The organism is Labilithrix luteola (assembly GCF_001263205.1).
Classification (GTDB): Bacteria; Myxococcota_A; Polyangia; order Polyangiales; family Polyangiaceae; genus Labilithrix; species Labilithrix luteola.
Genome location: NZ_CP012333.1, coordinates 8,909,509 through 8,933,995, shown reverse-complemented (window position 1 = coordinate 8,933,995; position 24,487 = coordinate 8,909,509). Strand labels below are relative to the sequence as shown.

Below are 24,487 nucleotides of genomic sequence, written 5' to 3'. Positions count from 1 at the left end.
CCCCAAGCCTCCTCAGTCGCTGAGCTTCGTGAAGGTCGAGTTCGGCGCGTAGCCTTCGCTCTTGAAGAGGGCTACGCCCGAAACGTCCAGCACCGAACCGGTCAAGGTGAAGCAGCCGATGTCGCCGATCGCGGCGCAAGCCGGAATCTGGATCGGGCTCACTTTCAAGCTGCAAGGCTCCCACTCGTTCTTGAGCGACTTGCTCTCGAGCAGCTTGATGGCGTTCGCCGTCACCGTCGCGGCGACGGACAGCCCGACGGCCGGAGCGGAGCCGCACTTCTGTGCGATGACGATCGTGTCTCGCGCGAACGCGACGCGAACCTCGCTATGGAGTGTGGCCCCGGCCCAGAGGCCGAAGAGGGAATCGTCGGTCAGCGAGCTGACTTCCGGCGGGCCAAAAAGAGCATCGTATTCGCTCGGCTGGCTGTCGTCGGTCGTCGTCCCGTTGCTGTCGCTCGATGGCGGCGGCCCGCCGTCGGCCGTCGTGTCGATCCGTGTCCCCGTCCCCGTCACCGAGGTCGTGCACGCGGACGGCAGGAGCACCGCGATCGGCGCGAAGGCAAAAACGGCGAGCGAACGAGGACGAGCCATGTCCGCAAGGAGTGTCATGGCCCGTCCGTCTGCGCAAGGCTCGGCGGGCGCCCCCCACCCCGAGCGCCCACGTCGTGTCTCAGCGACGAAGAAGCTCGCGAGCCCGGCGTGCCTCGAGCGAGAAGAGATAGCACTCGAGGGCGTCCTTCATCGTCACTTGTTCTCGGTGGCGGGCCGCGCGCACGGCCGTCCGGAACTGGAGGTAACGCGCGCCGTCGAGACCGAGGAGCAGCGCGACCACCGCGGGATCGCGCGGAGCGTCGAGGGTTCCGACGAGACCGGCCGCGGAGGCGAGAACGCGCGTGACGAGGACGTCGCACGCGAGGATGGCGTTCACCGCGTCACGCGCCGCGATCATCGCCTCGGCCTGTCTCACGCCATCGCGATCGGAGGCGGGCCACAGCTCCGAGAGAGAGAATGGGACGAGCGCTCGCGTTTCGGTCCCGTTGCTGGCAGGAACATCCGAATTGCGGGCTTCGGGCGCCGGCGCCGATACCACGTGCTCTCCAGAGAAGCGCGGGAAGCCCCCCGACTGCCGAGCCTCGGGTGGCGAAGACGGCACACGTTCGGCGACGTCGCTGGCCACGATGCCTGGGCTGATGCCCGCGCTGACTGCGGTGGTGCCCGCGGAGGCGCGCGACGACGGTGAAACGTGCGACGAGTGCGCGACCGACGGAACCGCCGCGGCCGACGGAATCGGCGGCGAAGAGGCGATGCGTTCGCCGTTGCGCGCTTCGCCGTTGGTGGCGACCGCGTCGGGGACGACCGCCGAGATCTTCGTGGGCGGATCGCCCGCCGCTCGCCCCTCGGGTCGGGAGCCGGGGCGAGAGTCGGGGCGGGAGTCCGGGCGTGCGTCGCTCCGCGCTTCCATCGAACGAATCGCGCGCGCGATGCCGTCCTCCGAGAGGCGCGGTTCGTCATCACGGCTCGCGGGCGGAGCGTCTCCGGCTTCGACGCGAACCTTGGGATCGTTCTCGTACGTCTTGAGGAGGAGCCGCGTGATGCGCTCGAGTCCTTCGAAGACGCCCTCGCCCTTCGTGGCCACGGTACCCAAGGAGGGCGCGCCCAGAAGATTGAAGCGGCGTTCGAGCTCTTCGATCGGAACGAGGTCGCTCAGATCGCGCTTGTTCCAGTGGAACGTGTGCGGAACCTCGGCGAGCGACCGGTTGTGCTCGGCGAGATTGGTGTGGAGATCTTCGAGCGACTCCTTGTTCGTGTCGAGACGCCCCGACTGGGAGTCCGCCACGAAGACGACCGCGTCCGCGCCCGAGAGAACGAGCTTGCGGGTCGCGGCGTAATAGACCTGCCCCGGCACAGTGAAGAGCTGCAGCCGCACGGCCATCCCACGCACGCGCGGAACGCGGATGGGAAGGAAGTCGAAATAGAGCGTGCGGTCCGTCGGCGTCGCGAGCGACACCATCTTGCCGCGGTGCTCGGGTTTCGTGGCTGCGTGGATGTACTGGAGCGTGGTCGTCTTGCCACCGAGGCCAGGCCCGTAGAACACCAGCTTGAAGACGAGTTCCCGCGTATGCGGGTTGACCGACGCCATGTCCGGCCGAGCATACACGCCCCTGGCCGCTCACTCCACGGAGGTGTATCGAGACGGGGCAGGGCCGCGGTCGCACGGGCGACCCGTCGGTGCCGGAGAACGCCGTCTTGCGAGGATTCGTCGACCTTCATTGCCACTGGGTGCCGAGCATCGATGACGGCGCCCGTACGGTCGAGGCTGGGCTCGCCATGCTTCGGGGCCTGAAAAAAGCCGGTTTCGACAGGGTCGTGGCGACGCCCCACATGCGCCCCGGCATGTTCGACAACGACCGCCAGGCCATCGAACACGCGTTTGCCACCATGCAGGATCATGTGTCCCGCGAAGGTGGCGGAGACCTTCCGGAGGTCTTGCTCGCGTCCGAGCACTGGTTTTGTGACGTTGTTTTCACACGTCTGCTGGCCGACGAGGCCCTTCCCTACCCCGCCCTCGGCCCGGCGCTACGGGGTGGGCGGCGAGGTGTGCTCGTGGAGCTACCTCCGCACACGTTTCCACCGCGGCTCGAAAAGCGCTTCTTCGATCTGTCGCGTGCCGGTCTACGGCCGGTCCTCGCCCATCCCGAGCGCTACCAACCGGTCTGGAAAGACGACCGCTGCCTCGATCCGCTCCTCGACGCGGGCGCGTTTCTGCTCTTGGACGTATGTGCGCTCGCGGGCAAATACGGTCGCGCGTCCAAAGAGGCCGCCGAAAAGCTGCTCGAAGACGAGGCCTACGAGGCAGCTTGCTCGGACGCCCACCGCCCCGAAGACGTCGATGTCGTCCTCGAGTCGATTGCTTTGCTCGAAAAGCGCGTGGGGCGCAACGAAGCAGAGCGGCTCCTTGGTAGCGCGCCGCGCGCCATCTTGGGGCTCTCGTAAGTGCCATGGTAGGAGAAACACCCATGACCGAGAAGATTGCCGTCATTGGCCTCGGCTACGTCGGCTTGCCTGTCGCCCTTGCCTTCGCGCGAAAGTTCCCCGGGACGGTCGGCTTCGACATCGACGCGACCAAGGTGAGCGAGCTTCGCCGCGGATACGATCGCAACCACGAGGTGCCAGAGGAGGTCTTGACGTCGACGTCGCTCGCGATGACGAGCAGCACGTCGGATCTGGCGGGCGTGACGTTCTTCGTCGTGGCCGTTCCTACGCCCGTCGACGAGCACAACGTTCCCGACCTCACGCCGGTCGTGCGTGCTTCGGAGACCGTCGGCAAGGTGCTCGCGAAGGACGCGGTCGTCGTCTACGAATCGACGGTCTACCCGGGGGTGACCGAAGAGATCTGCGGCCCGGTGCTGGCGAAGGTCTCGGGGCTCACGCAGGGCGTCGACTTCAAGCTCGGTTATTCGCCCGAGCGCATCAACCCCGGCGACAAGGAACACACGCTCGAGCGCATCACCAAGGTTGTCTCGGGCGAGGACGCCGGCACGCTCGAGCGCGTCGCTTCGGCCTACGGCGCCGTCGTCGATGCGGGCGTCCACCGGGCGCCGTCGATCAAGGTCGCCGAGGCGGCGAAGGTCATCGAGAACACGCAGCGCGACATCAACATCGCGCTCATGAACGAGCTCGCCATCATCTTCGACCGCATGGGCATTCGCACCTCGGACGTGCTCGCGGCGGCTGGCACGAAATGGAACTTCCTCAAGTTCCGTCCGGGCCTCGTCGGTGGTCACTGCATCGGCGTCGATCCCTACTACCTCACCACGAAGGCGCAGCAGCTCGGCTACCAGCCCGAGGTGATCCTCGCGGGTCGCCGCATCAACGACAACATGGGCCGCTACGTCGCCGGCCGCCTCGTGAAGCTGCTCGTCAATGCGGACATTCCGGTGCGCGGTGCGCGCGTCGGCGTGCTCGGCTTGACGTTCAAGGAAGACGTCAACGACATCCGCAACAGCAAGGTGCCGGACATCCTGCGCGAGCTGCGCGAGTTCGGGATCCAGGCGCTCATCCACGATCCGCTCGCGAACGCCAAGGAGACGGCCCACGAATACGGCCTCTCCCTCGCCTCGCTCGACGAGCTGCAATCGCTCGACGCGCTCGTCTTCGCTGTCGCGCACGACGCCTATCTCTCGATGGGCGAACCCGCCATCGCTGCGCGCGTGCGCGACGGCGGCGTGCTCGTGGACGTGAAGAGCGCGCTCCGTCCCGAGGCCATCGGAGACCGTATCCGTTACTGGAGCTTGTGATTCGAACCGGTGCCGGTGACGCGACTAAGGCGTCGTCACCTGCACCGAGGCGAGCTTGCTCGTTCCGAACGAGAGGCCGTCGAGCAAGACGAGCGAATCCGACTGGCCGTCTTCCGAATCCCAGATCGCGAAACGCAGCGTGATCGAGGAGCCCGGTTGCACGGGGACCGTCGAACGGAGCCACCCCGACGCGGCGTGGTTCTCGTAGCCGGTACCGGCGAGCCCCGAGATGCCGAGCGGACACTCGTAGTCGAGGCCCGCGTACCAGCCCGATTTGCAGGCACGCATGCCCGAGACGCTGCTCGAGTCGAGAACCTTGCCGTCAGGATCGAGCGCGATGTTGGCGGAGATCGCGCCGGGCGGTGGCGGCGTCATCGTCACCACGAATTGGTCCGCATAGGCCGTGCAGATCTCGTACGGGAAGTCATACGAGAAGAGCTGGTAGGCGAACGACATCGACGTAGCGTTCGAAGGCACGCGGATGTCGAGCTCGAGCGCCACGCCGTCCATGGGCGTGCCCGGCGCGTCGTAGCAAGCGTCGGACGTGCGCGGGTAGCCGGAGGGCGCGCCGCTCGCGTAGTTCTTCGAGACGCCGGACGGGGAACCGTAGCCGTTCTGGCCTGGCGCGCGCGCAGCTCCGCTCGAGAGCGCCAGCATCGACTTGGCTTCACGCGGGGAGTTCGATCCGAAGCCGGTCAAAATGCCGTGCGAGACATTGCCCGAGGTCGGCAGCTTCGTGCCGTCCGGTTTGACCCACCGTGCGGCGACGACGCCCCACGCCGAGCCGGTCGCCTTCGCGCAGAGGCCGAGAGCTTTGGCCGCATCGATGGGGTCGGTGGAATCGAGAGCGAGGCTCGCGTCGCACGCGACGACGTCGTCGATCTTCCCGTTGCAGTCGTCATCGGCGCCGTTGCCCGGAGCGTCGAATTTGGTGGCGTCGGCCTGGCAGTTCTTGCCGCCCTTCCCCTTGTCGCCGCTGCCCTGGCCAACGCCAGCGCCATCCCCCGATTCTGCGGGCGTGCCCTCGCCGTCCCCCACCTCGCTGCCGACTTCGCCAGCGGGCTCGGTTGCGCTGACTTGCGTGCCCCGCCACGGCTCTTCGAGCTCGGTGGGCGTTGCCCCTGTGCACGCGCCCGCACCGATCAGCATCGGAGCGACGGCGACGGCGAACAAAGAACGAGGACGATCGAATGGACGAATCGGCACGGAACCCCCCGCTGAATTGCGGCGGCTTATGACACATGCCCCGCCATGTCGCCAAGCCCATCGGGACGGCCTGGCTCCGGCTCGCAACGTGCTATAGAGCCAGCCCTCTGCGGCCAATGGCACACCCGCGCCACACGGCGCCCGTGTTCGAGCGATTCATGCCGGCTCGAGCAGGTTCTCGCGAGCGGTTCAGATGTCCGAAAATACTACGGAATCCAAAAGCTTTCTTCGGCGCCACGGCGCGAAGCTGATCGCGTCGGTCATCATCACCGCGGGAATCGTATTCACACTCCAGAAGGGTGGCCTGACATTGCTGCCAGAGGGGGGTGACTTCAAGCACGTCCGTTGGTGGACCGTTCCGGTCTACGTCCTGACGCTGATCGCGATGAGCTACTTCCGTGCGGTGCGGTGGCGTTTCCTGCTCCGCTCGTTCGTCGAAGTGCCGCGCCGGCGCGTGCTTGCCGTGTCGTGGATCGGCTTCGCAGCGATCCTCCTGATGCCGTTCCGCATCGGCGAGATCGTTCGGCCGTACATGCTCCGCGAGAAGGGGAAGATCTCGATGTCGTCGGCGACGGGCACCGTCGTTGCCGAGCGCGTGGTCGACGGCCTCTTCCTGAGCATCGTCCTCGCCGTCGCTCTCATCTTCGTGCCCACGCTCAATCCGCTGGATCAGAAGGTGATCGGCCTGCCGATTACCGTTCAGCAAGTGCGCGCCAGCGGCTTCGTGATGCTCGCCGTCTTCACGACGGCCTTCATCACGATCGCCGTGTTCTACTTCGCGCGCGCCTGGGCGAACCGCGTGACGCGCGCGGTGTTCGGCATCGTCTCGACGAAGCTCGGCGACAAGCTGGCCGACACAGCGGAGAAGCTCGCCAACGGCCTCCACTTCCTCGGGCGCGGACGCGACGCGGGGGGCTTCCTCGCCGAGACCGCGGCGTACTGGTTCTTCAACGCGCTCGGCATGTGGGTCCTCGCGTGGGGTTGCGGCGTCGTTCATGCGGACGGCAGCGCGATCACGTTCGGCGAAGCGTGCGCGCTCATGGGCATGCTCGGCTGCACCGTGCTGATCCCCGGCCCGCCGGGCCTGCTCGGTGTCTTCCAGGCCGGCATCTACGCGGGCATGTCGATGTACTTCCCTGCCCACGTGATGACGGGCTCGGGCGCGGCCTACGCCTTCGTGCTCTACGCGGTCCAGCTCGTGTGGACGATCATCGGCGCGGCCATCTTCCTCGTCGGTGACCGCGGCGCGCTCACGACGCTCTCCCACGCCCCCGGCCTCGGCGCCGAGAGCGAGGCTCCCCCGTCCGGATTCGAGGGCGAGCGGGCGCTCTCGCCGAACCAGTAGCGACTTCGCCGAGGGCGCGGGAATTCCCGCGAACTTGGCGCCAACTCGCCGCGAACGTGGCGCGAACTTGGCCAGGCGTGCCGCGATGCCGTAGCCGAGAGGCATGCGGCACTTCGCGTTTCTCGCCGTCCTCGCCCGGCGCGCGGCGGTCTCCATGCACGTTCGACCGGTCGTGGCGGGCGTCGGCGCCGGTCTCGTCGTCGCTGCCGCGGTCGTCCTGCCCTCGGCGCCCGCGAGCGCGAAGAGCGGCTACGACTCTACCTACGGCTTCGACCGCACGTGGAACGCCGGGCTTCGCCTCGTGCGCGTCGACCTCAGCCTCAAGGTGACCGAGAAGGACGACAACGTCGGCTACCTGCTGTTCGACTACAAGTCGCCCGAGAGCGGCGGCAAGACGGTGCCAGGGTCGATGGAGTTCATCCGCTCGAAGGACGGCGGGAGCGTGCGTGTCGTCGTCCAGATCCCCCAAATGCCCGGCTATCACGAGCAGGTGATGGTCGATCAGCTCTCACGGAAGCTTCGCCTCGAGTACGGCGACCCGCCGAAGAAGGCGCTACCTCCGCCGGCCCCCAAGGACGCGGGCGCTGGCTGGGGTGCCGACGCCGACGCTCCGTAGACGGCCGACGACGCCAAGGCTCGAAAGCAAAAACGCCACCGGAGTTTGCTCCGATGGCGTTTTGCTTTTTGCGCGAGGATTCGGTGATTCGATCAGGAACCGGTGACGAGCGCGCCGGGCGCCGGATTCGAAGCCGGACCACGACCTGCGGGAGCGCCGAAGCCGGGGTGCGCGGGCTTGGCCACGTTGGTCGGGTTCTCGACGTCGTCCGAGCAGCAGCGGAAGCCGATCTGGTAGAACGAGAACTGCTCGAAGTGCGCGGTGGTCATGGGGCGGCAGCGGTCGCGGACCGGACCCCAGTAGCCGCCCTTGAGGCCGCTCTTGTAGGGCATCCCGCTTTCGTTGACGACCCACTCGTCCACGTTGCCCGTCATATCGAACGCGCCGTAGGGGCTGACGCAGGCCTCACGCGAGCCGCTGGTTTCGCCCTGCCAGAGGCGCGCGACTTCGGCATCGCGCGTCATCGGGTTGGCGAGGGCCTTCTCGTTGACGTCCGGGTGGGGCTTGTCGATGTTGCAGGCCTCGGCGTTGCGCGTGTAGCCGTACGGATACGGGAGTCGCTCCTGGCCTTCGCAGGCGAGCGTCCACTCGCTGTCACCGCACAGGCGCTTGCCCTGCCCCTTGCAGGCGTCGGCGGCCTCGTACCAGGTCTTCATCACGACCGGCTTCTCGCCGACCTTGTTGGGGTACTCGAAGCGGTCGATACAGAAGTGCTTCTTGATGGCCTTGCCCTGGCAGGCGCCGGTCGGGGCGAACTCTGCGCAGCGGCGCGGAACCGTGTTTTCCGGGTCCATCCACTTCGTGCACTTTTGCTCGAGGGTCGGGCAGTAATCGCCTTCGACCTCGACCATGTTGGCCGGGCAGGATCCCGACGCGCCGAGGTCCTGGGCCGCCTTCGGCGTGACCGTCCGGACACTCGCATTCACCAGGGCCGTCTTCGCGTTGGTCGCAGCCGCGCCCGACGCACCATTCGCAGCGCCGCCTGCACCGAGCTTGGTGCCGACGGACTTGCGATTTGGTCCGTCGTCGTCCTGCGCCTGATGCGCAGTGTCAGCGAGCGCCGAGCTCTGCGCCGACGGTGCCGCCAGAATGAGAATGGTTGCGCCCACGAAAAGAAGCGAACCGACCTTCGCGCGTTTCATTTGAATCCGTCCGGCGGTCGCTCTGACCGACGGCCTCCTGCCCTGCGTCCGACTAAAGCAATTGGCAGGCCGAAGTCTTTCGTGCGTCTCCGCTGTACTTCGGCGAGGTCTCTGTCGCCTGCCGACAAGACGAGACCCCTCGCTTCGCGACGCGTGAGAGCGCGCGAAACGCTTTCGATCGACCCATTTCAAATCGTACAAACACCGCGCGAATGCGGTCACATTTCCTGACACGAGGTCGGGAGGGGCGCCTGAAATCGCGTCGTTGGGGGTGACATGAACGCCAACACACCCGTGTCGGCGCGTTGACACGCCCGTCAAACACGTGGCGCTCGTGCACGCGGATTACGCGCGTCCAAACGTACGCTTCGCGTATGTAGGTGCGCGCTACCGGCGTTCAGCGTGATCCCGCCGACACAGGATCGCGGCGACTCCATCGCTGGTCAGGATGTCCTCAGGCTCCACCGAAATGCCGTCGGCACAGCCGTGAACGCACACGCCCAGTGCGCGCACGGTCGCCCCGGGCGCGTCGCAGAGACCGACCACGCCGTCCACGCAATCGATTCGTGACGCCGCGCAAATCTCACCGCGCCGTGGGTCGGTGGGAAGCGCTGCGCGCTCGACACTCTCGGACGGCCTGCAGAGCTGCTCGAGGGCAATGGCATCGCTCGCGGCAGCGACTTCGATCCCGCTGACCGCGCAGTCGACTCCGCAGTGCCCTGCCACCACCCACGGACATCCGCGCGGTTCGTTCCCCTGCCCTGTTCGCGCCGGTAGGTGCGCAGTTCGCGAGACCTGCACCTGCCCCTCGATGCATCGCGCGAGGCCGTCGGAACAGTCCGTCCCGGTGAGGTCCAGGCCCCGACCGGTCGCATCGGTGCCCGACGATCCGCCGGGGGAGCTCCCCCCAACGCCGTGGGTCGAGAGCCACGACGCGAGGCACCCCTTCTCACAGTCCGTGAGCGCCAGCGCGGTAAGGAAAAGGACGACACCCCGCCCTGCCCGATGACCGGGGTTCATGACGACAGGCCTAGAAAATAGCGGTTTGGGAAGGAACCCCGGTCGTTTTTGTAGACCTGTCGGGATAGGTCAGGGCTGGATGCCGAACGCGCCGACGATCGCCGTGGCGCCCGTGCCGACCGGGAAGGTGCCCTTGTCCGTGACGCTGCCATCCGCGGCGAACGTAAGCTGCCGGATGGCCAGGAGCTCGCCGACGAGGATGCGGCCCTTGAGTTTGCCGCGGTCGAGCACCTGAGCGATCGTGGGAAGCTCGGTCTTGGCGCCGGCATAGGCCACCTCGTTCTTGATCTTGAAAGGCACGCTCGCGCTCGAGGGGTCGTACGTCACGACACGTAGCGCGTCTTCACCGTCCGAGTTCACCACCAGCCCCGCGTTGCCCCAGGGCGACATCACGAACGCGGCCGGATTCAGCGTCTCGATCGGCGTCACTGCCTTCATGGTCGCCAGCTCGATCGCCGCCATGCGGCTGCCGTGGATGACCCCGTTGTCCGTGATCATCGCGTACTTGGCGTCCGGCGTGATGCTCACCCAGGAGGCGATGGCATCCTTCTCGGGGAACACGGCGCCACTCGAGACCACGGCGGGCGTCGCCGCGGAAAAATCGACCTGATGGGCGTACGTGTTGTCGGCGGAGTTGAACGCCTTCATCGCGACGAGCACGGCGCGCGCAGGATCGTTGGGGAGGAAGGCCATGACGTGGGCGCCACCTCCGGGAATGACGAGGCCGCGGTCCGTCAAGGTGCCGTCGCAGTTGATAGCCACCTCGTAGACGCCCCCGTTGTGCTCCGCAGTCTGATTGTCGAGTACGAAGACGCGCGTCCCGTCCGGGGCGACGACCACCCGGCTCGCATAGAACTGGCCTTTGAAGGCCTCGTGAACGACGCGAACGGTCCCCGTATCGTCGAACGTGAAGACGCCAAGCGTACCGTCGTCCTGAGCGACGATGCCCACCTTGCCATCCGGCGTGAAGACGATCTCGCTGTAGGCCGGGCCCATCGTGAACGTCTGCTTCGGCTGCGAGAACGTGCCCTCTTCGGAGTAGTCGAGGACCTCGAACACGTTCGCCTTCGCGCCGCCGCCTTCCACGAAAGGATGCGAGACGACCGCCTTGCGCGCCCGGTCTGCCGGCGCCAGTGAACGAGGACAGGTGGTCGCCGAAGGGCCCCCGTCCGACTTGGAGCCGCCCGAGTCCGGCTTTCCGCCGCCCTTCGAACCGTCGTCCGGGCCTGCGTCGGAGTCGTCGGTCGCGGCATTCGAGGGCGACGACGAATCGTCACCACACGCCGCAAGACCGCCAAACAGCGATCCCAGAGCGATCAGACCCACGACGCGAAGACCAAAGGAGAGCGAAGCAAGCTTGCGCATGGCTCACCTTGGTGCCGCGTACGACCGCTACGGTCAAGTGTTCATTGGTGGGATGATGCGTCGACGTTGCACGTCGCTTCGTCGACCTCGCCCGGCAGGCAGTTGCAACACCCGTCCGACGTGACGGGTCCCGTGCAGTCCCCCGCGCGGCAGACGGTGTTCCGAAGGCATTCGGGCGAGCACTCGCGGGCCGCGCTCGCATCGCGTTGCGGCGTTCCGGACGTTCCCGAGTCGCCGGGCGTCCCCGAGCTCCCGGAGCTCCCGGAGGTCCCCGACGAGCCCGAGTCCTGGGCCCCGCCGTCCTCGGTCGGAGCCGGCAGACTGCCCGACGAGCAGGCCGCCACCGCCGCCACGCCAAGGCTCACCACCAAACCAAACGTCAGCCCCACCCGCGTCGCTGCCTTCATCGTCGAAACGAAAGCACGACACCCGCGGTGCGATCCATAAACGCGCGAACTCGCGATGAAGCACAAACGCCTACGGGCGTCACTTCCCGAAGGAAGGACGCCCGCAGCCCGTGCACTCTACAGAGAATCAGCTCTCGATGAAGCTCTTGAGCTGCTTGCTGCGCGACGGGTGACGGAGCTTGCGAAGCGCCTTCGCCTCGATCTGGCGGATACGCTCGCGGGTAACTTCGAAGTCCTGGCCGACCTCTTCGAGGGTGTGGTCGCTCTTCTCGCCGATGCCGAAGCGCATACGGAGGACCTTCTCCTCACGCGGCGTGAGCGTCTTGAGAACCTTGCGGGTCTGCTCCGCGAGGTTCGCGTTGATGACGTTCTCCTGCGGCGAGATGATGCTCTTGTCCTCGATGAAGTCGCCCAAGTGCGAATCTTCCTCTTCGCCGATCGGCGTCTCGAGGCTGATGGGCTCCTTGGCGATCTTGAGGACCTTGCGGACCTTGTCGAGCGGCAGCTCCATCTTCTCGGCGATCTCTTCCGGCGTCGGCTCGCGGCCGTACTCCTGAACGAGGTAACGCGAGGTGCGAATGAGCTTGTTGATCGTCTCGATCATGTGCACCGGGATACGGATGGTGCGCGCCTGATCGGCGATCGCGCGGGTGATGGCCTGACGGATCCACCACGTCGCGTAGGTCGAGAACTTGTAACCGCGCTTGTACTCGAACTTGTCGACGGCCTTCATGAGGCCGATGTTCCCTTCCTGGATCAGGTCGAGGAACTGCAGACCGCGGTTCGTGTACTTCTTCGCGATCGAGACGACGAGACGGAGGTTCGCCGAGACGAGTTCCGCCTTCGCCTTCTCGGCCAAGCGCTCGCCCGTGTAGATCTCGTGGTACGTGTCGCGGAGCGCCTTGATGTCGAGCTGAAGCTCCTCTTCGACCTTCTTCAGGTTCTTGAGGCTCGCCGAGTGGTTCTGGAGAACCTCCTCGGGCGCGATGCCGAACTTGCGCTTGAACTTGCGCTCGCCGTTCGCGTCGCCCTTGGCCGCGCGCGCTTCCTTGCGGAGCACGTCCCAGTCGACGCCGGTGCGCTTCTCGAGCTCGGTGGATCCGCTCTCGGCGCGTTCGACCTTCTGGATCAGCGTGCGGAGCTTGAGGACGATCTTGTCGATGGTCTTCTTGTTCAGACGCATCTCTTCGAGCGTCTCGACCATCTTCGAGCGGTTGGCCTCGATCTCTTCCTGGACGCCCTTCTTGCGGCCCGCGGCGGACGCCTCGAGCTGCGCGACGAGGTCCTGGGCGACCTTGTCGAGGTGCTTGACCTTGTCGATGAGGCGAAGGATGCGGCGATCAGCCTCCTCCTCGTCGAACTCGGCGTTCTCGTCGTCGGCGTCGCGGATGATCTCCTTGACGCGAATCTTGTGCTTACGAAGCTTGTCTCCGAGGTCGATGATCTCGCGGACGGCGACGGGCGAGTTGAGGATCGCGCCCAAGATCATGTGCTCGCCTTGCTCGATGCGCTTGGCGATCTCGACTTCTCCCTCACGCGTGAGAAGCGCGACGCTTCCCATCTTGCGGAGGTACATACGAACCGGGTCGTTCGACTTGGAGTAGTAGCTCCCGTCGTCTTCTTCTTTTTCGCCGCCGGCGCGCGGAACGTTCTTCTTCTCGGCGTTCTCTTCTTCGACGATCCGCTTCGGCGCGATCTTGACCTGCGTCGCCGCGTCGACGATCTCGATGTCCTCGTCGCCGAGGACGCTCATCACGTCGTCCATCTGATCGGCGACGACGTCTGCCGGCATCGACTCGTTGACTTCGTCGTAGGTCAAAAACCCCTTCGACTTGCCGTTCTCCATCAACTGCTGGGTGTCTTTGCCGTTGCCGTTCCGGTTCTTGTTCGCCATCGGAGTTCTTTCCACTGCTTCTGGCGCTCAGCGCGGGCCCTCTGCCCTATCGCGCCTCGCTCTACCGATCCCAGGTCGTCTCTCGTTCCGCGTGCGCTGCGTCGGTTCCACTTAGTAGCGCGTTACGTGCGAAACCCCCTCATTCGGCCAAGATCTTTTTCCCTTTCTATCCATCGTCGCGTCTTCGTCGCGTCTGCGTGCCTGTTTCCGGGCTCGTCTTCCGGGTCCTCACTCAGGGCTTCAACCCGTGCTTCGCTCGAAGTCGCTCGGCCGCCTCTCGCAGAAGCCCCTGTTCGGTCTCCCAGTCGCCCTGCGCCCGGTACGTCTCGCGCGCGATCTGAGCCGCTTCTTGGGAAAGGAGCAGCCTCTTTAGCTTGTTTGCGTTGTCGAGCAAGTATCCTTTTGCTTGCGTCTCGTTCTCGGTTGCCGGATCCGCCAGGCGCTCGGATGCGAATGGCCGCAGAGCCGCTGGCACGTTTGTGAGAAATGCCTCCGTATCGAGGCTTTTTTCCGACGAACGGTACGCGCGACGCAGACTGGCAATCAGCATGACCGCCGGTCCCTCGAGCAGGGAAAGTTCCTCGGCGACTTCGTGGTCGTCCAGGAGCACTGGCCATTCGATCAGTATCCCAACGATCGCCCGTCGCTCGGCCGCCCCCGGCGGACGTTTCGCAATGCGCGAAGGGACGCTGCCATCGGCGTTCAGACGCTGACCTTCGTTCGAGGCGATGGCCTTGGCACGCCGCTCGGCCTCGGCCTTCATGAGCGATCCCTTCACGCTCCGTTCGAGGGCCTGGAACGCCCCCTCGCCGGAGCGAACGATGTCGAGGCGGCCGGCGATCATGTCGGTGAAGCCTTTCGCCATGGCCTGCACGACGGGATCTTCTTCTTCCGCAAGCAGCTTCGCGACGAACTGGATGCGCGCCTGTTTTTCGTAGGCGTCGGCCTGCGTGAAGCTCTCGTCGAGCGTCATCTCGATGAGCGCTTCGAGCATGCCCTTCGCGCGCGAGAGGAGATCGCTTACGCCTTGCTCACCTTTGTCACGGGAGAGCTCGTCGGGGTCGACGCCGTTCGGTAGCTCGGCCACGCGCGCGGACATGCCGGCCGTGCGAATCGCGTCGCGTGAGAGACGCACGGCTTTACGGCCCGCCGCGTCGCCATCGAAAAGAAAGATGACGTCCGGCGCAAAGCGTTTCAGGAGCTTTGCTTGTTCGACGGTAAAGGCCGTGCCGAGCGGAGCCACGACGTTCGTGATGCCGCGCGCGTGGAGCGACAGGACGTCGAAGTTGCCCTCGACGAGCACGGCGGCTTCTTCGGATCGAATCGAGTGACGCGCCTGATGGATGCCGAAGAGCATCTGGCCCTTCGTGTAGATCGGGCTCTCCGGCGAGTTGATGTACTTCGGCGGCGGGCCGCCCTTGTCGTCGCGGCTGTCCGTGCCGGGCAAGTCACGGAGAGCGCGGCCGCTGAAGGCGACCACCCTGCCCTGCGGGTCGACGACCGCGAACATCAAGCGATGGCGAAAGCGGTCGTAGTAGCCCGAGCCACTCGAACGAGGGACGAGCAGGCCGACCGTCTCGGCGGCGACGGGCGAGACGCCCTGAGCGCGTAGAAACGCGGTCAGACCATCCCACGCCGCGGGTGCGTAGCCGATGCGGAAGGCCTGGAGCGCCTCGTCGACCTTCTTGTTCGTGCCAGGCGTGAGCCCGCGTCGACCGAGCTCCTCGATGGCGTAATTGCGGTGTTCGTGGCGACGAAGCTGCTCTTCGAAGAACGTCGCCGCGAGGGCATTGACCGCGTAGAGGTCCTCTTTCGCCTTCTTCTGACGATCGGCCTCGCTGAAATGACCGGGGCCTTTCGTCTCCTCGATGGCGATGCCCGCGCGCTCGGCGAGCGCACGCACGGCCTCCGGGAAGGTGTACCCCTCGTGCCGCATCAAGAAGTCGATCGCGCTCCCCGACTCCTTGCATCCAAAGCAATGGAAGAACCCGCGGTCGGGGTTCACGTGGAAGCTCGGTGACTTCTCTTTGTGGAACGGGCAGAGGCCGACCCAGGAGCGACCGCGGCGCTTGAGCGAGGGTACCCCTTCGGTGATGACCGCGAGGATGTCCGTCCGCTCGCGAACGAGGGCGATAGTCTCCGGTGAGATCAAGTAAGGCTTGCCTCGCTTCGAACGCGCTTCGAGAAGGAAGCTCTAGGTGTGTGAACCGCGACCGTCAAGCTGGGCGAACGGAGCCCGTTCGACGCTCTCGACAGGTATGTCGAGGGGTTGCAGCTCAGTCTTGGGAGGGGCGACTTAGCAAGTCGCGGCTCGAGCGCCAAGAGGCGTGCATTCCGGGCAAAGCCCCTGTTGAACCGACGTTCACCCCATGATAGAGGCGGGCGCGCTTCGCGCCGATGGCCAGCGCTTCCCAGGGGAGGCAACTGGCCCTACAGATCGCCCCTAGAGATCGCCCTGAGCGGTCGTCCGTCACGTAAGCACGTAAGAAGGAGCTTCGTCCTCATGAGCGTCTCTGCCTCGGTTGCCCCCGCCACCACCTCCGGCACCGGCAAAGGAAAGATCATCCAGGTCATCGGACCCGTCGTCGACATCGAGTTCGAAGGCGGCAAGTTGCCGAAGATCCTCAATGCTCTCAAGCTCACGAACCCGAGCATCTCGAACGAGCGCGACAACCTGACGCTCGAAGTTGCTCAGCACCTCGGCGAGAACACGGTTCGCGCCATCGCCATGGACACGTCGGACGGTCTCGTCCGCGGCATGGAAGTGCGTGACACGGGCGCCCCGATCGCGATGCCGGTCGGTCCCGAGTGCCTCGGCCGCATCCTCAACGTCGTCGGCGCCCCCGTCGACGAGGCCGGTCCGGTGAACGCGAAGCGCCACGCGCCGATTCACCGTCCCCCGCCGTCGTTCCAGGAGCAGTCGACGAAGATCGAAGTCTTCGAGACGGGCATCAAGGTCATCGACCTCCTCGCTCCTTACCGTAAGGGCGGCAAGATCGGCCTGTTCGGCGGCGCCGGCGTCGGCAAGACCGTTCTCATCCAGGAACTCATCAACAACGTCGCGAAGGCGCACGGTGGTGTGTCGTGCTTCGCCGGCGTCGGTGAGCGCACCCGCGAAGGTAACGACCTCTTCCTCGAAATGAAGTCGGCGAAGCTCGAGTCGGGCGAGCCCGTCATCTCGAAGACCTCGCTCGTCTTCGGTCAGATGAACGAGCCGCCGGGAGCCCGCGCCCGCGTCGCTCTCTCGGCCCTCACGGTTGCCGAGTACTTCCGCGACGAAGAAGGCCAGGACGTTCTCCTCTTCGTCGACAACATCTTCCGCTTCACGCAGGCCGGCTCGGAAGTGTCCGCGCTCCTCGGTCGTATCCCGAGCGCCGTCGGTTACCAGCCGACCCTCTCGACGGAAATGGGCGCCCTCCAGGAGCGCATCACCTCGACGAGCAAGGGCTCGATCACCTCGATCCAGGCCGTGTACGTCCCCGCTGACGACCTCACGGACCCCGCGCCCGCGACGACGTTCGCCCACCTCGACGGAACGACCGTTCTCAGCCGTGACCTCGCGGCGATCGGTATCTACCCGGCCGTCGACCCGCTCGACTCGACGTCGACCCTGCTCGACCCGGCCGTCATCGGCCAGGAGCACTACGACGTGGCCCGTAAGGTCCAGTCGACGCTCCAGAAGTACAGGGACCTGCAGGACATCATCGCCATCCTCGGCATGGACGAGCTCAGCGAAGACGACAAGCTCATCGTCTCGCGCGCCCGCAAGATCCAGCGCTTCCTCTCGCAGCCGTTCTTCGTCGCGGCGCAGTTCACGGGCGCGCCCGGCAAGTACGTCCCCCTCAAGGAGACGATCGCGAGCTTCCAGGAGATCCTCGCGGGCAAGTACGACGACGATGTCGCGTACCCGGAGCAGGCCTTCTACCTCGTTGGCAACATCGAGGAGATGAAGGCGAAGGCGGCCGACCTCCTCAAGTCGTCGAAGAAGTAATTCCGGCCTGACGCGCGAGGCCTCTTCCCATGGCTGATAACAAGATCGATCTCGAAATCGTCACGCCGAAGGGCAAAGCCCTCACGGCGTCCGTGGACGAAGTAACGGCGCCGAGCGTGCAAGGCGAGTTCGGCGTTCTGCCGGGCCACTTGCCCATCGTCGCCGCGCTCCGCACGGGCCTCGTGACGTACCGTCAGGGCAACGACACGAAGACCTGCGCCGTCGGCGCGGGCTTCGCCGAGGCCGGCCAGAACAAGCTCCTCATCCTCGCGGAAGACTACGCGGACAAGCAGACGCTCGACCGCGTCGTCGTCCTCAAGGAGTTCCAGGAGGTCGACGCGAAGCTCGACAAGGTTCTCGGCCAGGTCGTCGAGTCCACGCCGGAGCTGGAAGCCGAGACCAAGCAGCTCATCGAACGCCAGAACTGGCTCGCGACGCTCCTCGAGCTGTCGGGCGATCCGCCCGCGGCGACGATGCGTCCGTTCGAGGAGTGGGGTCCCCCGACGCCTCCCATGGTGGAGGAAGAAGAGGGCAAGCCCGAAGGCCTCAACATCCCCGGCTCGCCCTGAGCGGCGAAGACCTCCGTGTCGGACAACGTTCAGCGCACCGCATCGATCCTCGTCGGGGCCCTCGTCGTGGGCCTCGTCGGGTGGATCGCCGTCAATCAGACGACCCCGCACGCGCCGCACGCGCCGAACGCTGAAGGCGACGCGGGTGCTGCCCTCGCCACCACGGCGTCGGCAGCGCCCGTTGCCTCGGCCGCTCCGCTTGCTTCGGCAAGCGCGCAAGCGGCCGCTCCTGCGGGCGACGGCGGGGCCGATCTCACGCTCGACTCGATGATGTTCGACAGCGGCGTGATGCCCTCGAGCGCGCCTCGCACCGTTCATCTCGGCGTCGTGCTCGTGCAGTTCACGGGCGCCGAGGGCGCTTCGAGCACCGCGCGATCGAAGAAAGAAGCGCTCGAGTACGCGCGCAAGCTCGCGGAAGACGCGAAGACCGACTTCAAACATGCGGTCCGCGAGGGTGACTCCGGTTCGTCCGAAGACATCGGCAAGATCCCGCGCGGTGTGCTCGATCCCCGCACCGAGGTTTCCGTCTTCAGCCTCGCCGCCGGTGAGATGAGCGACGTGCTCGAAACGCCGCGCGGATACTGGATCGTCAAGCGCATCGATTAGTAGTAAAAGGGCGCTCCATGGCCACGATCGACATCAAGCGCTCGCACTCCCTCTCTCTCGACGACGCCAAGAAGAAGGCGGAAGATCTGGCCAAGGGAATGGCCGACCGCTTCGGTATCTCCTGGAAGTGGGATGGCAACACCATCCGCTTCGACGCTCCGGCCGGCGCTGCCAAGGGCACCAAGGGCGAAGTGTCCGTCAGTGAGAAGGAAGTTCGGGTCGCGATCGACCTCCCCTTCATGCTGAAGATGATGAAGGGCACGATCGAGAGCAAGGTGCAGGAGAAGCTCGACGCGCTCGTCTGAGCGGCGTCGGGTGCTGCACGTTTTGCGAGGCCTGTAGCCTACGAGTCCTGAAGCGGGCGGCCCAAGCGCGGCCGCCTGCCGTTCCGGTACCGTCGAATTTCGCCTCTGCAGGCGCGCCCGCACGGCCCCGATCGGCTCGCGAGATGGCGCCTAATCCGACCTACGAACCGCCCGTCCGACCACAAGAAAGTGGCGACGAGTCCCGTCCGGCTGCGGTATCTTCCGGGCCACGAATGCCCGAAGAGCCGAAGGAAGCCGAGCCGGCGTCCGAGCGAGGGTCCGAGAGCGTGTCTGAGTCGGAGACGGGCTCTGGGTCGGAGATGGGGCCTGAGTCGGAGACGGGGGACGAAGAGCTCGACATCGAGATGGAGCTCGTCAGCGATGACGAGGTTCTGAGCGACGTGGCCGCGGCGCCGGTTCGACGTCCGGTTCCTCCTCCGCCGCCGGTTCCGCGCCGTCCTCCGGCCGTGCCGAGTGCGCCTGCGCCGTCGCTGTCCCACGCACCGAGCTCGCCGGCGCCCGCGCTTCCGCATTCGCAGCTCCCGCCAATCCTTCCGCCGCCTTCCGTACCCGTGTCCGCGGCGGCAGACGCCCCGGACGAAGTTGCACCGTCGGGCTCGATCGACGTCCCGATGTCGCTCTCGAGCGCGGTGTCGCTGTCGAACGCTTCCGAGGAGTCGGAAGCGAACGTCGCCGCATTGGACGCGGGCGAGGAAGCATCCGACGAGAAGCCCCCGGTGTCCTTCGCACCGGCGCGGGTCCCCGCGTTCGCGCCGTCGTTCTCCGCACGCGAGGACGACGACGAGACGCCGCCTCCGTCGATCCCCGCGCCCCCTTCCCCGGGGTTGATTTCGGGCGCCTCGCAGCTTCCGCCGGCACCGATCGAGACGATCGAAGCCATCGCGGCCGCCGTCGGTCGACTGCGTGGCGAGATCGACGCGACGATGGACAAGGCGCGCAGGGCGCGGCTTCTCCACGAAGCCGGCGAGATTCAAGAGCGCGCCGGCGAGGAGCCCGGAGCCGCACGCGACTACCTCGCCGCGTACAACGCGGATACGAGCTTTCGTGAGCCTCTCGAAGGACTCGTGCGCGTCCTCGAGCGCCGACGTTCGGTCTCGAACCTCGGCAAGCTCGTCGAGGCGCTCGTCGCGGCGGCGAGCACGCCGGACGAACGCGCGCGCGCCCTGACCGAACGCGCGCTGTTCTTCGATGACGTCCAGAAAGATCTCGAAGGCGCACGCGGCGCGGCCCGCGAGGCGACCGAGACCGGTGCCAAGCCGGCTGACCTCGGCGCCGCGTGGCTGACGCTCGAGCTGGCCGCGGCCAAGCTCGGCGATGCCGCCCAACGCGAGGAGGCCCTTGCGGGCCGTGCCGAGCTCACGATCGATCCGACGTGGCGAGGCCTGCTGCTCGTCGACGTGGCCTCCCTCGCCGCGGCCACCGGAGAGATCACACGCGCCCTCGACATCGCCGCGCGCGCTCGCAGCGACGGCGGCGAAGCGGCATGGCTTGCCGCCGTCACCGCCGAACGCATCGTGCGTGCCGATCCCGGCCTCAAGGGATCGGACGAAGCCCACGAGCGCGCCAAGTCGCTCGCCGAGGTGCTCGAAGCGCGGGCCGACATGATCGAAGCCAGCGTCGACGCCGCCGAACGTGGCGACGCGCTGGGTGTCCCTTCGCACCTCCGGCAGCACGCGTTCGCCGCGGACGCTCTGCTTTCCGCCGCCCATGCATGGCGCTCGGCCAACGAGTCGTCGCGCGCGGCACTCGCGCTCGATCGGACGCTCGCCGTTCTCGACCGCGCGCGTTCGGCCCCGTCGGATCCGGACAGCGAGCGAGCGGTCGCCGAGCGCAAGGCAGCCATCGCGATCGAGCGCGTTGCGTTGAACACTCGCGTTCGCTTGGCCGAGTCGACGGGCGACACGGCGCTGGCCTCGAGCCTCGCGCTCCGTCGCATGGAGGGCGAGCAAGACGGCGGCCTCGTCGCCTCGCTCGCGCTGAGGGTCGCCGAACACGCGGCGAGCCAGGGTGACGTCGGTAGCGCGCTCGACGCACTCGGCAAAGCCACCGAACGAGATCCGCTCTGCGCGCCTGCTCGCGCGCTCAAGATCGACATCCTCGAAGGCTCCGACCAGGCCGCCCGCTTCGCGCTGGAGCTCGAAGATCTCTCGACCCACTGCGGGACGGGCGATGCCCAGGGTCGCGCGCTTCTGCTTGCCGCGTACGTCTGGGCGGCTCGCGCTCACGACAGCGAGCGTGCGCGAACCGCGCTCGGCCAGGCGGCCGCTTGCGGCGTCGGCAAGGAGCTCGTCGCACGCCTCGGACGAAGCCTCGCGAGCGTGCGTTCCGACGACGCTTGGTACGAAGACGCCACGCGAAGCCTCATCGAGTGTCGCGAGAAAGATCAGGGTGCCGACCGGCCCACCGACGCAGCCTCGGAGCTTCCGATGCTGTGGGTCGAGATCGCACGGCTTCGCCTCGCGCAGGGCGACGAGGCAGGTGCGAGCAAGGCCACGCGAACCCTTCGTAAGCTCGCGGAGGGCGCTTGGCTCGGACGCGTTCTCGACGGGTTCACCGCCGATGGCGGCGACGCCGAGGTGGCGAAAGACGCTCGCACCGCCGTCGAAGAGCTCACGGAAAGCACCACCGATCCGACGATGCGCCGAAGTCTGTCGCTCGTCTGTGCGCTGCGGGCGCACGCGGCGGGCGACACGTCGGCAACGATCGCACATCTAAAGACGCTCGTCGAAGCCGACGCCAGCGATCCGCTCGTCGCCTCCTACCTTGGCGACTTGCTGCGCGCCGCCGGGGATCGTGCGGGCGCCGCGCACCTCGCGACGGCTCTCGCCGAGGCCTCCGACGCCGACGACGAGCTCCGCGCCGCACGTTACCTCGAGGCCGGCTTCGAGCTCTGGAAGCTCGGCGATCGCTCCGCCGCGTTCGCGTCGTTCGAAGCCGCGAGCGCCGCGCGCGCCGACGCCGGAGAGCCGGTGCTCGCCTGGGCGGCCCGCGGGATCGACGTCGACGCCGTGGAAGGCCGCCGTCGTGCCGTCGAACGCGCGATGGGCTCGGCCGCGACCTCGCTCGAACGCTTCGCGCTCGAGGCGACCCTGGGCGATCCCGACGTGGCCGAGCGCGCGCTTGCCGACGTCGATGCAGCACCGAATCCGAACCTTCGCCTCGCGGGCGCCCTCGCTCGCCTCGCGTGGAATCGCGGTCAGTCGGACGTCGACGCCCTTCATCGTGCGCTCGAAGCGATCGCCGAAACGGGCGCGGCAGGCTCGCACGCAGCGGCGGCCGAGGGGCTCTTGCTCTCACGCGTGCATGCAGCGGCGCCGGGTGACGACGACGTCGTCGCGGCGGCGAAGGCCTGGCTCGACACCGGAGGCGGCGCGGCCGCAGCCATGGAGTGGTTCGCAGCCGCGATGGCGAGCGGAGATCCTGCCAAGGAAGTACCCGCAAGACGCGCCATCGCGGACCTCCTCTCCGACGAGGCGCGCGAAGCGATGCACGCAAGCGCCACGCTCCTCGACGCCGTTCTGCGGCCCGAGGAGACGCTACCGCTCGTCAACGGAACGTCTCCGGCGGCCCGCCTGGCGAACCTCGAGCTGTCGCCTCCAGGCTGCGATCCTCGCCGGCGTGCCTCCACGCTCGCGGCGCTCGACGGCGTTCTCGGCGAAGAATCGGACGTCGCCGCGCTAGGCCTGGCGGGGTGGTCGTGTCTCGCCGCGGGCGACAACAAGCTCGCCCTCGATACGTTCCGCAAGGTGACGGAGCACCGCCCTGGCGATCTGCAAGCCTGGGAAGGATTGCGCACCGCCGCCGACCGCGTCGGCGAAGGCGACACCTACGCGCTGGCGTGTGAGCAGCTCGGGGCGCGATGCGCGAGCGACGCTCGCGGCGCGGCTTTCTGGGAACAGGCCGCCCTGATGTGGCTGAAGCTCGGCGACGGCTATGGCGAACGCGCCGAGGTCGCCCTCGACGCTTCCTTTGCTCGCGACGCGACGCGCGAGGTCGCATTCGATCGACTGTTCCGGCGCGTCCGCGACCGTAAAGACGGCGACAAGCTTCTCGCCCTCGTCGGAAGGCGGCTCGAGGTCTCCGACGATCCGGTCGAGATCGCCAAGATGTACTGGGAGATGGCGCGCGTCCTCCGCGAGAAAGGCGATCCCGACGGCGCTCTCGAGGCCCTCGAGCACGTCACGATGTTCGACGAAAACCACGTCGGCGCCCTCGCTCTGACCGGCGAGATCTTCATCCGTCGTGGCATGTTCGCCGAAGCGGCCGCCAAGCTCGCCCACCTTGCGCGGGTAGAGAGCGCGCCGTCGAAGAACCGGATTACGGCAGGCATCGCGGCCGTCGACCTCTACGAAAACAAGCTCGCGCAGTACGACCGCGCGCTCGAGGTCTTGCTTTCGCTCCACAACGCGAAGCTCTCCACCCTCCTCGTTCGCGAACGCCTCGCGCGCGCCGCAGCACGCACGGGATCGTGGGTCGACGCAGCACGCATCCTCGAAGAGCTGATGAACGAGCGTCCGGAGAAGGCCGGACGCATCGAGGCCGCTCGCCTCGCCATTGCGATCTATCGCGATCGATTGAGCGTGCCGGAACGCGGCCTCGCCGCCGCGACGAAGCTTGTCGACGAGTCGCCTGCCGAGGGTGACGCGCTCGATTTGCTGATCAATCTCGATCCGAAGATTCCTTCGCGCACCGGCCTGCTCGAGCGCGGACGTGACGCTCTTCTCATGGCCTTGCACGAGACCCCGGGCAACCTCGAGCAGAGTGCGCGACTGGCGCGCGTCGCGCGTGCCATCGACGATACGGCGCTCGAGCAGTCCGCACTGTCGTGCTCGCTTGCGTTGTCGGGCCCGGATCACAACTCGGAGCAGGCCTTCGCGCAGCTCTCGAGCCGCAAGCCGCGCGTTCCGCACGTGGCGCTCACCGAGCCGATGTTCAAACAGATCCTGGCCCCCGGTGACGATGGGCCGGTTGCCGAGCTCTTCGCCGCGCTCGGCCCTACCCTCGCCGAGGCGCTCGGACCATCCCTCGCGGCGCTCGGCGTGCACCCCAAGAAAGACCGCATCGATCCGCGATCGGGACTCGCGCTCCGAAACGAGATCGCAACGTGGGCCGGAGCCTTCGGCATCGCGAACTTCGACCTCTACGTCGGGGGCAAGGACACGACGGCGGTGCAGGGCATCCCCGGCGAAACGCCGGCCATCGTCGTAGGCTCGGCGGTGAACGCACCGCTCTCGCCAACGTCACGCGCGCGCGTCGCCCGCGAGCTGCTCGCCATCGTTCGCGGAACAACGGTCACGCGCTGGCGCGACGACACGACCATCGCCGCCATCGTCGTCGCTGCCTGCAACATCGCAAAGGTGCACGTGGAGCATCCTCCGTTCGCCGTGCTCGCGGAAGTCGAGCGCGTCATCGGCAAGGCCATCAGCCGCAAGACGAAAGCCGTCATCGAACCGCTCTGTCGCGCCGTCGTGCAGAGCAACGCCGATGCACGTGTCTGGGCCGCCCGCGCACGCGTTTCGCAAGGTCGCGTGGCAGCGCTCGCCTCGGGCGACGTCGCCGTCGTTCTCGCCGACGTGTTCGGAGAGACGCCGCCCCGCCTCGGAGCCATCGCCCGTGACGACCTCCGTGGTCACGATCTTCTCCGTTTCGTTCTCTCGCGCCCGTATTTCGATCTGCGACGCGCGCTCGGTCTCGAGGGCTGA

Annotated in this window: 18 protein-coding genes; 9 read left to right on the top strand and 9 right to left on the bottom strand. The window is 66.9% G+C overall.

Features of this window, described 5'->3' with window-relative positions; translation table 11 throughout:
* Positions 1-12: 12 nt before the first annotated feature.
* Both AKJ09_RS38775 and AKJ09_RS38770 read right to left on the bottom strand, forming a co-directional pair.
* Positions 13-609 (bottom strand): hypothetical protein, encoded by a 597-nt coding sequence (locus AKJ09_RS38775; protein WP_146652873.1) that lies wholly within the window; start codon positions 607-609, stop codon positions 13-15.
* A gap of 61 nt (positions 610-670) precedes the next feature.
* Positions 671-2,140, bottom strand: coding sequence for a GTP-binding protein (locus AKJ09_RS38770; RefSeq protein WP_146652872.1), 1,470 nt, complete (start codon positions 2,138-2,140; stop codon positions 671-673).
* Positions 2,141-2,247: 107 nt separating this feature from the next.
* Between AKJ09_RS38770 and AKJ09_RS38765 the strand changes: the two genes are divergently transcribed.
* Together AKJ09_RS38765 and AKJ09_RS38760 are read left to right on the top strand one after the other, a co-directional pair.
* Complete coding sequence (locus AKJ09_RS38765) at positions 2,248-2,994, top strand: tyrosine-protein phosphatase (RefSeq protein WP_146652871.1); 747 nt, start codon at positions 2,248-2,250, stop codon at positions 2,992-2,994.
* A gap of 23 nt (positions 2,995-3,017) precedes the next feature.
* On the top strand, positions 3,018-4,298 hold the full coding sequence (locus AKJ09_RS38760) for a nucleotide sugar dehydrogenase (RefSeq protein WP_146652870.1): 1,281 nt from the start codon (positions 3,018-3,020) through the stop codon (positions 4,296-4,298).
* Between the two features lie 24 nt (positions 4,299-4,322).
* On the opposite strand, the gene AKJ09_RS38755 is transcribed toward AKJ09_RS38760, so the two are convergent.
* A complete protein-coding gene (locus tag AKJ09_RS38755) occupies positions 4,323-5,447 on the bottom strand; it encodes a choice-of-anchor L domain-containing protein (protein WP_146652869.1) in 1,125 nt (374 codons plus the stop codon).
* Between the two features lie 250 nt (positions 5,448-5,697).
* Here AKJ09_RS38755 and AKJ09_RS38750 point away from each other — a divergent pair, with 250 nt between their 5' ends.
* Together AKJ09_RS38750 and AKJ09_RS38745 are read left to right on the top strand one after the other, a co-directional pair.
* On the top strand, positions 5,698-6,849 hold the full coding sequence (locus AKJ09_RS38750) for a lysylphosphatidylglycerol synthase transmembrane domain-containing protein (RefSeq protein WP_146652868.1): 1,152 nt from the start codon (positions 5,698-5,700) through the stop codon (positions 6,847-6,849).
* A gap of 103 nt (positions 6,850-6,952) precedes the next feature.
* On the top strand, positions 6,953-7,465 hold the full coding sequence (locus tag AKJ09_RS38745; protein ID WP_146652867.1) for a hypothetical protein: 513 nt from the start codon (positions 6,953-6,955) through the stop codon (positions 7,463-7,465).
* A gap of 92 nt (positions 7,466-7,557) precedes the next feature.
* Here the strand turns inward: AKJ09_RS38745 and AKJ09_RS38740 are convergent, their stop codons facing one another.
* The 6 genes from AKJ09_RS38740 to dnaG form a co-directional block, all read right to left on the bottom strand.
* Positions 7,558-8,607 (bottom strand): formylglycine-generating enzyme family protein, encoded by a 1,050-nt coding sequence (locus AKJ09_RS38740; RefSeq protein WP_146652866.1) that lies wholly within the window; start codon positions 8,605-8,607, stop codon positions 7,558-7,560.
* Between the two features lie 387 nt (positions 8,608-8,994).
* Positions 8,995-9,627, bottom strand: coding sequence for a hypothetical protein (locus tag AKJ09_RS38735; protein ID WP_146652865.1), 633 nt, complete (start codon positions 9,625-9,627; stop codon positions 8,995-8,997).
* 69 nt (positions 9,628-9,696) lie between these two features.
* Positions 9,697-10,992: a lactonase family protein gene (locus AKJ09_RS38730; protein ID WP_146652864.1), complete on the bottom strand. Its 1,296-nt coding sequence runs from the start codon at positions 10,990-10,992 to the stop codon at positions 9,697-9,699.
* Positions 10,993-11,033: 41 nt separating this feature from the next.
* A complete protein-coding gene (locus AKJ09_RS38725; protein WP_146652863.1) occupies positions 11,034-11,399 on the bottom strand; it encodes a hypothetical protein in 366 nt (121 codons plus the stop codon).
* A 127-nt stretch (positions 11,400-11,526) separates the two neighbouring features.
* Complete coding sequence (gene rpoD, locus AKJ09_RS38720; RefSeq protein ID WP_420814265.1) at positions 11,527-13,308, bottom strand: RNA polymerase sigma factor RpoD; 1,782 nt, start codon at positions 13,306-13,308, stop codon at positions 11,527-11,529.
* Positions 13,309-13,525: 217 nt separating this feature from the next.
* Complete coding sequence (dnaG, locus tag AKJ09_RS38715) at positions 13,526-15,445, bottom strand: DNA primase (RefSeq protein ID WP_146652861.1); 1,920 nt, start codon at positions 15,443-15,445, stop codon at positions 13,526-13,528.
* A 351-nt stretch (positions 15,446-15,796) separates the two neighbouring features.
* Here dnaG and atpD point away from each other — a divergent pair, with 351 nt between their 5' ends.
* The 5 genes from atpD to AKJ09_RS38690 all read left to right on the top strand — a co-directional run bounded on the left by atpD (position 15,797) and on the right by AKJ09_RS38690 (position 24,487).
* Positions 15,797-17,284: a F0F1 ATP synthase subunit beta gene (gene atpD / locus AKJ09_RS38710; RefSeq protein WP_146652860.1), complete on the top strand. Its 1,488-nt coding sequence runs from the start codon at positions 15,797-15,799 to the stop codon at positions 17,282-17,284.
* 29 nt (positions 17,285-17,313) lie between these two features.
* Complete coding sequence (gene atpC / locus AKJ09_RS38705) at positions 17,314-17,853, top strand: ATP synthase F1 subunit epsilon (RefSeq protein WP_146652859.1); 540 nt, start codon at positions 17,314-17,316, stop codon at positions 17,851-17,853.
* 15 nt (positions 17,854-17,868) lie between these two features.
* Positions 17,869-18,459: a peptidylprolyl isomerase gene (locus tag AKJ09_RS54500; protein WP_146652858.1), complete on the top strand. Its 591-nt coding sequence runs from the start codon at positions 17,869-17,871 to the stop codon at positions 18,457-18,459.
* Positions 18,460-18,476: 17 nt separating this feature from the next.
* Entirely contained in the window at positions 18,477-18,764 is a 288-nt protein-coding gene (locus AKJ09_RS38695) for a polyhydroxyalkanoic acid system family protein (RefSeq protein WP_146652857.1), read from the top strand.
* Positions 18,765-19,051: 287 nt separating this feature from the next.
* The gene (locus tag AKJ09_RS38690; RefSeq protein ID WP_146652856.1) at positions 19,052-24,487 is read left to right on the top strand and encodes a tetratricopeptide repeat protein; all 5,436 of its coding nucleotides are present in this window, start codon (positions 19,052-19,054) and stop codon (positions 24,485-24,487) included.

What these genes read in the sequence shown, in the direction of transcription:
- AKJ09_RS38775 (WP_146652873.1), bottom strand. Translation starts at nt 609, where the DNA reads ATGACACTCCTTGCGGACATGGCTCGTCCTCGTTCGCTCGCCGTTTTT.
- AKJ09_RS38770 (WP_146652872.1), bottom strand. Translation starts at nt 2,140, where the DNA reads ATGGCGTCGGTCAACCCGCATACGCGGGAACTCGTCTTCAAGCTGGTG.
- AKJ09_RS38760 (WP_146652870.1), top strand. Translation starts at nt 3,018, where the DNA reads ATGACCGAGAAGATTGCCGTCATTGGCCTCGGCTACGTCGGCTTGCCT.
- AKJ09_RS38755 (WP_146652869.1), bottom strand. Translation starts at nt 5,447, where the DNA reads ATGCTGATCGGTGCGGGCGCGTGCACAGGGGCAACGCCCACCGAGCTC.
- AKJ09_RS38750 (WP_146652868.1), top strand. Translation starts at nt 5,698, where the DNA reads ATGTCCGAAAATACTACGGAATCCAAAAGCTTTCTTCGGCGCCACGGC.
- AKJ09_RS38745 (WP_146652867.1), top strand. Translation starts at nt 6,953, where the DNA reads ATGCGGCACTTCGCGTTTCTCGCCGTCCTCGCCCGGCGCGCGGCGGTC.
- AKJ09_RS38740 (WP_146652866.1), bottom strand. Translation starts at nt 8,607, where the DNA reads ATGAAACGCGCGAAGGTCGGTTCGCTTCTTTTCGTGGGCGCAACCATT.
- AKJ09_RS38735 (WP_146652865.1), bottom strand. Translation starts at nt 9,627, where the DNA reads ATGAACCCCGGTCATCGGGCAGGGCGGGGTGTCGTCCTTTTCCTTACC.
- AKJ09_RS38730 (WP_146652864.1), bottom strand. Translation starts at nt 10,992, where the DNA reads ATGCGCAAGCTTGCTTCGCTCTCCTTTGGTCTTCGCGTCGTGGGTCTG.
- AKJ09_RS38725 (WP_146652863.1), bottom strand. Translation starts at nt 11,399, where the DNA reads ATGAAGGCAGCGACGCGGGTGGGGCTGACGTTTGGTTTGGTGGTGAGC.
- atpD (WP_146652860.1), top strand. Translation starts at nt 15,797, where the DNA reads ATGAGCGTCTCTGCCTCGGTTGCCCCCGCCACCACCTCCGGCACCGGC.
- atpC (WP_146652859.1), top strand. Translation starts at nt 17,314, where the DNA reads ATGGCTGATAACAAGATCGATCTCGAAATCGTCACGCCGAAGGGCAAA.
- AKJ09_RS38695 (WP_146652857.1), top strand. Translation starts at nt 18,477, where the DNA reads ATGGCCACGATCGACATCAAGCGCTCGCACTCCCTCTCTCTCGACGAC.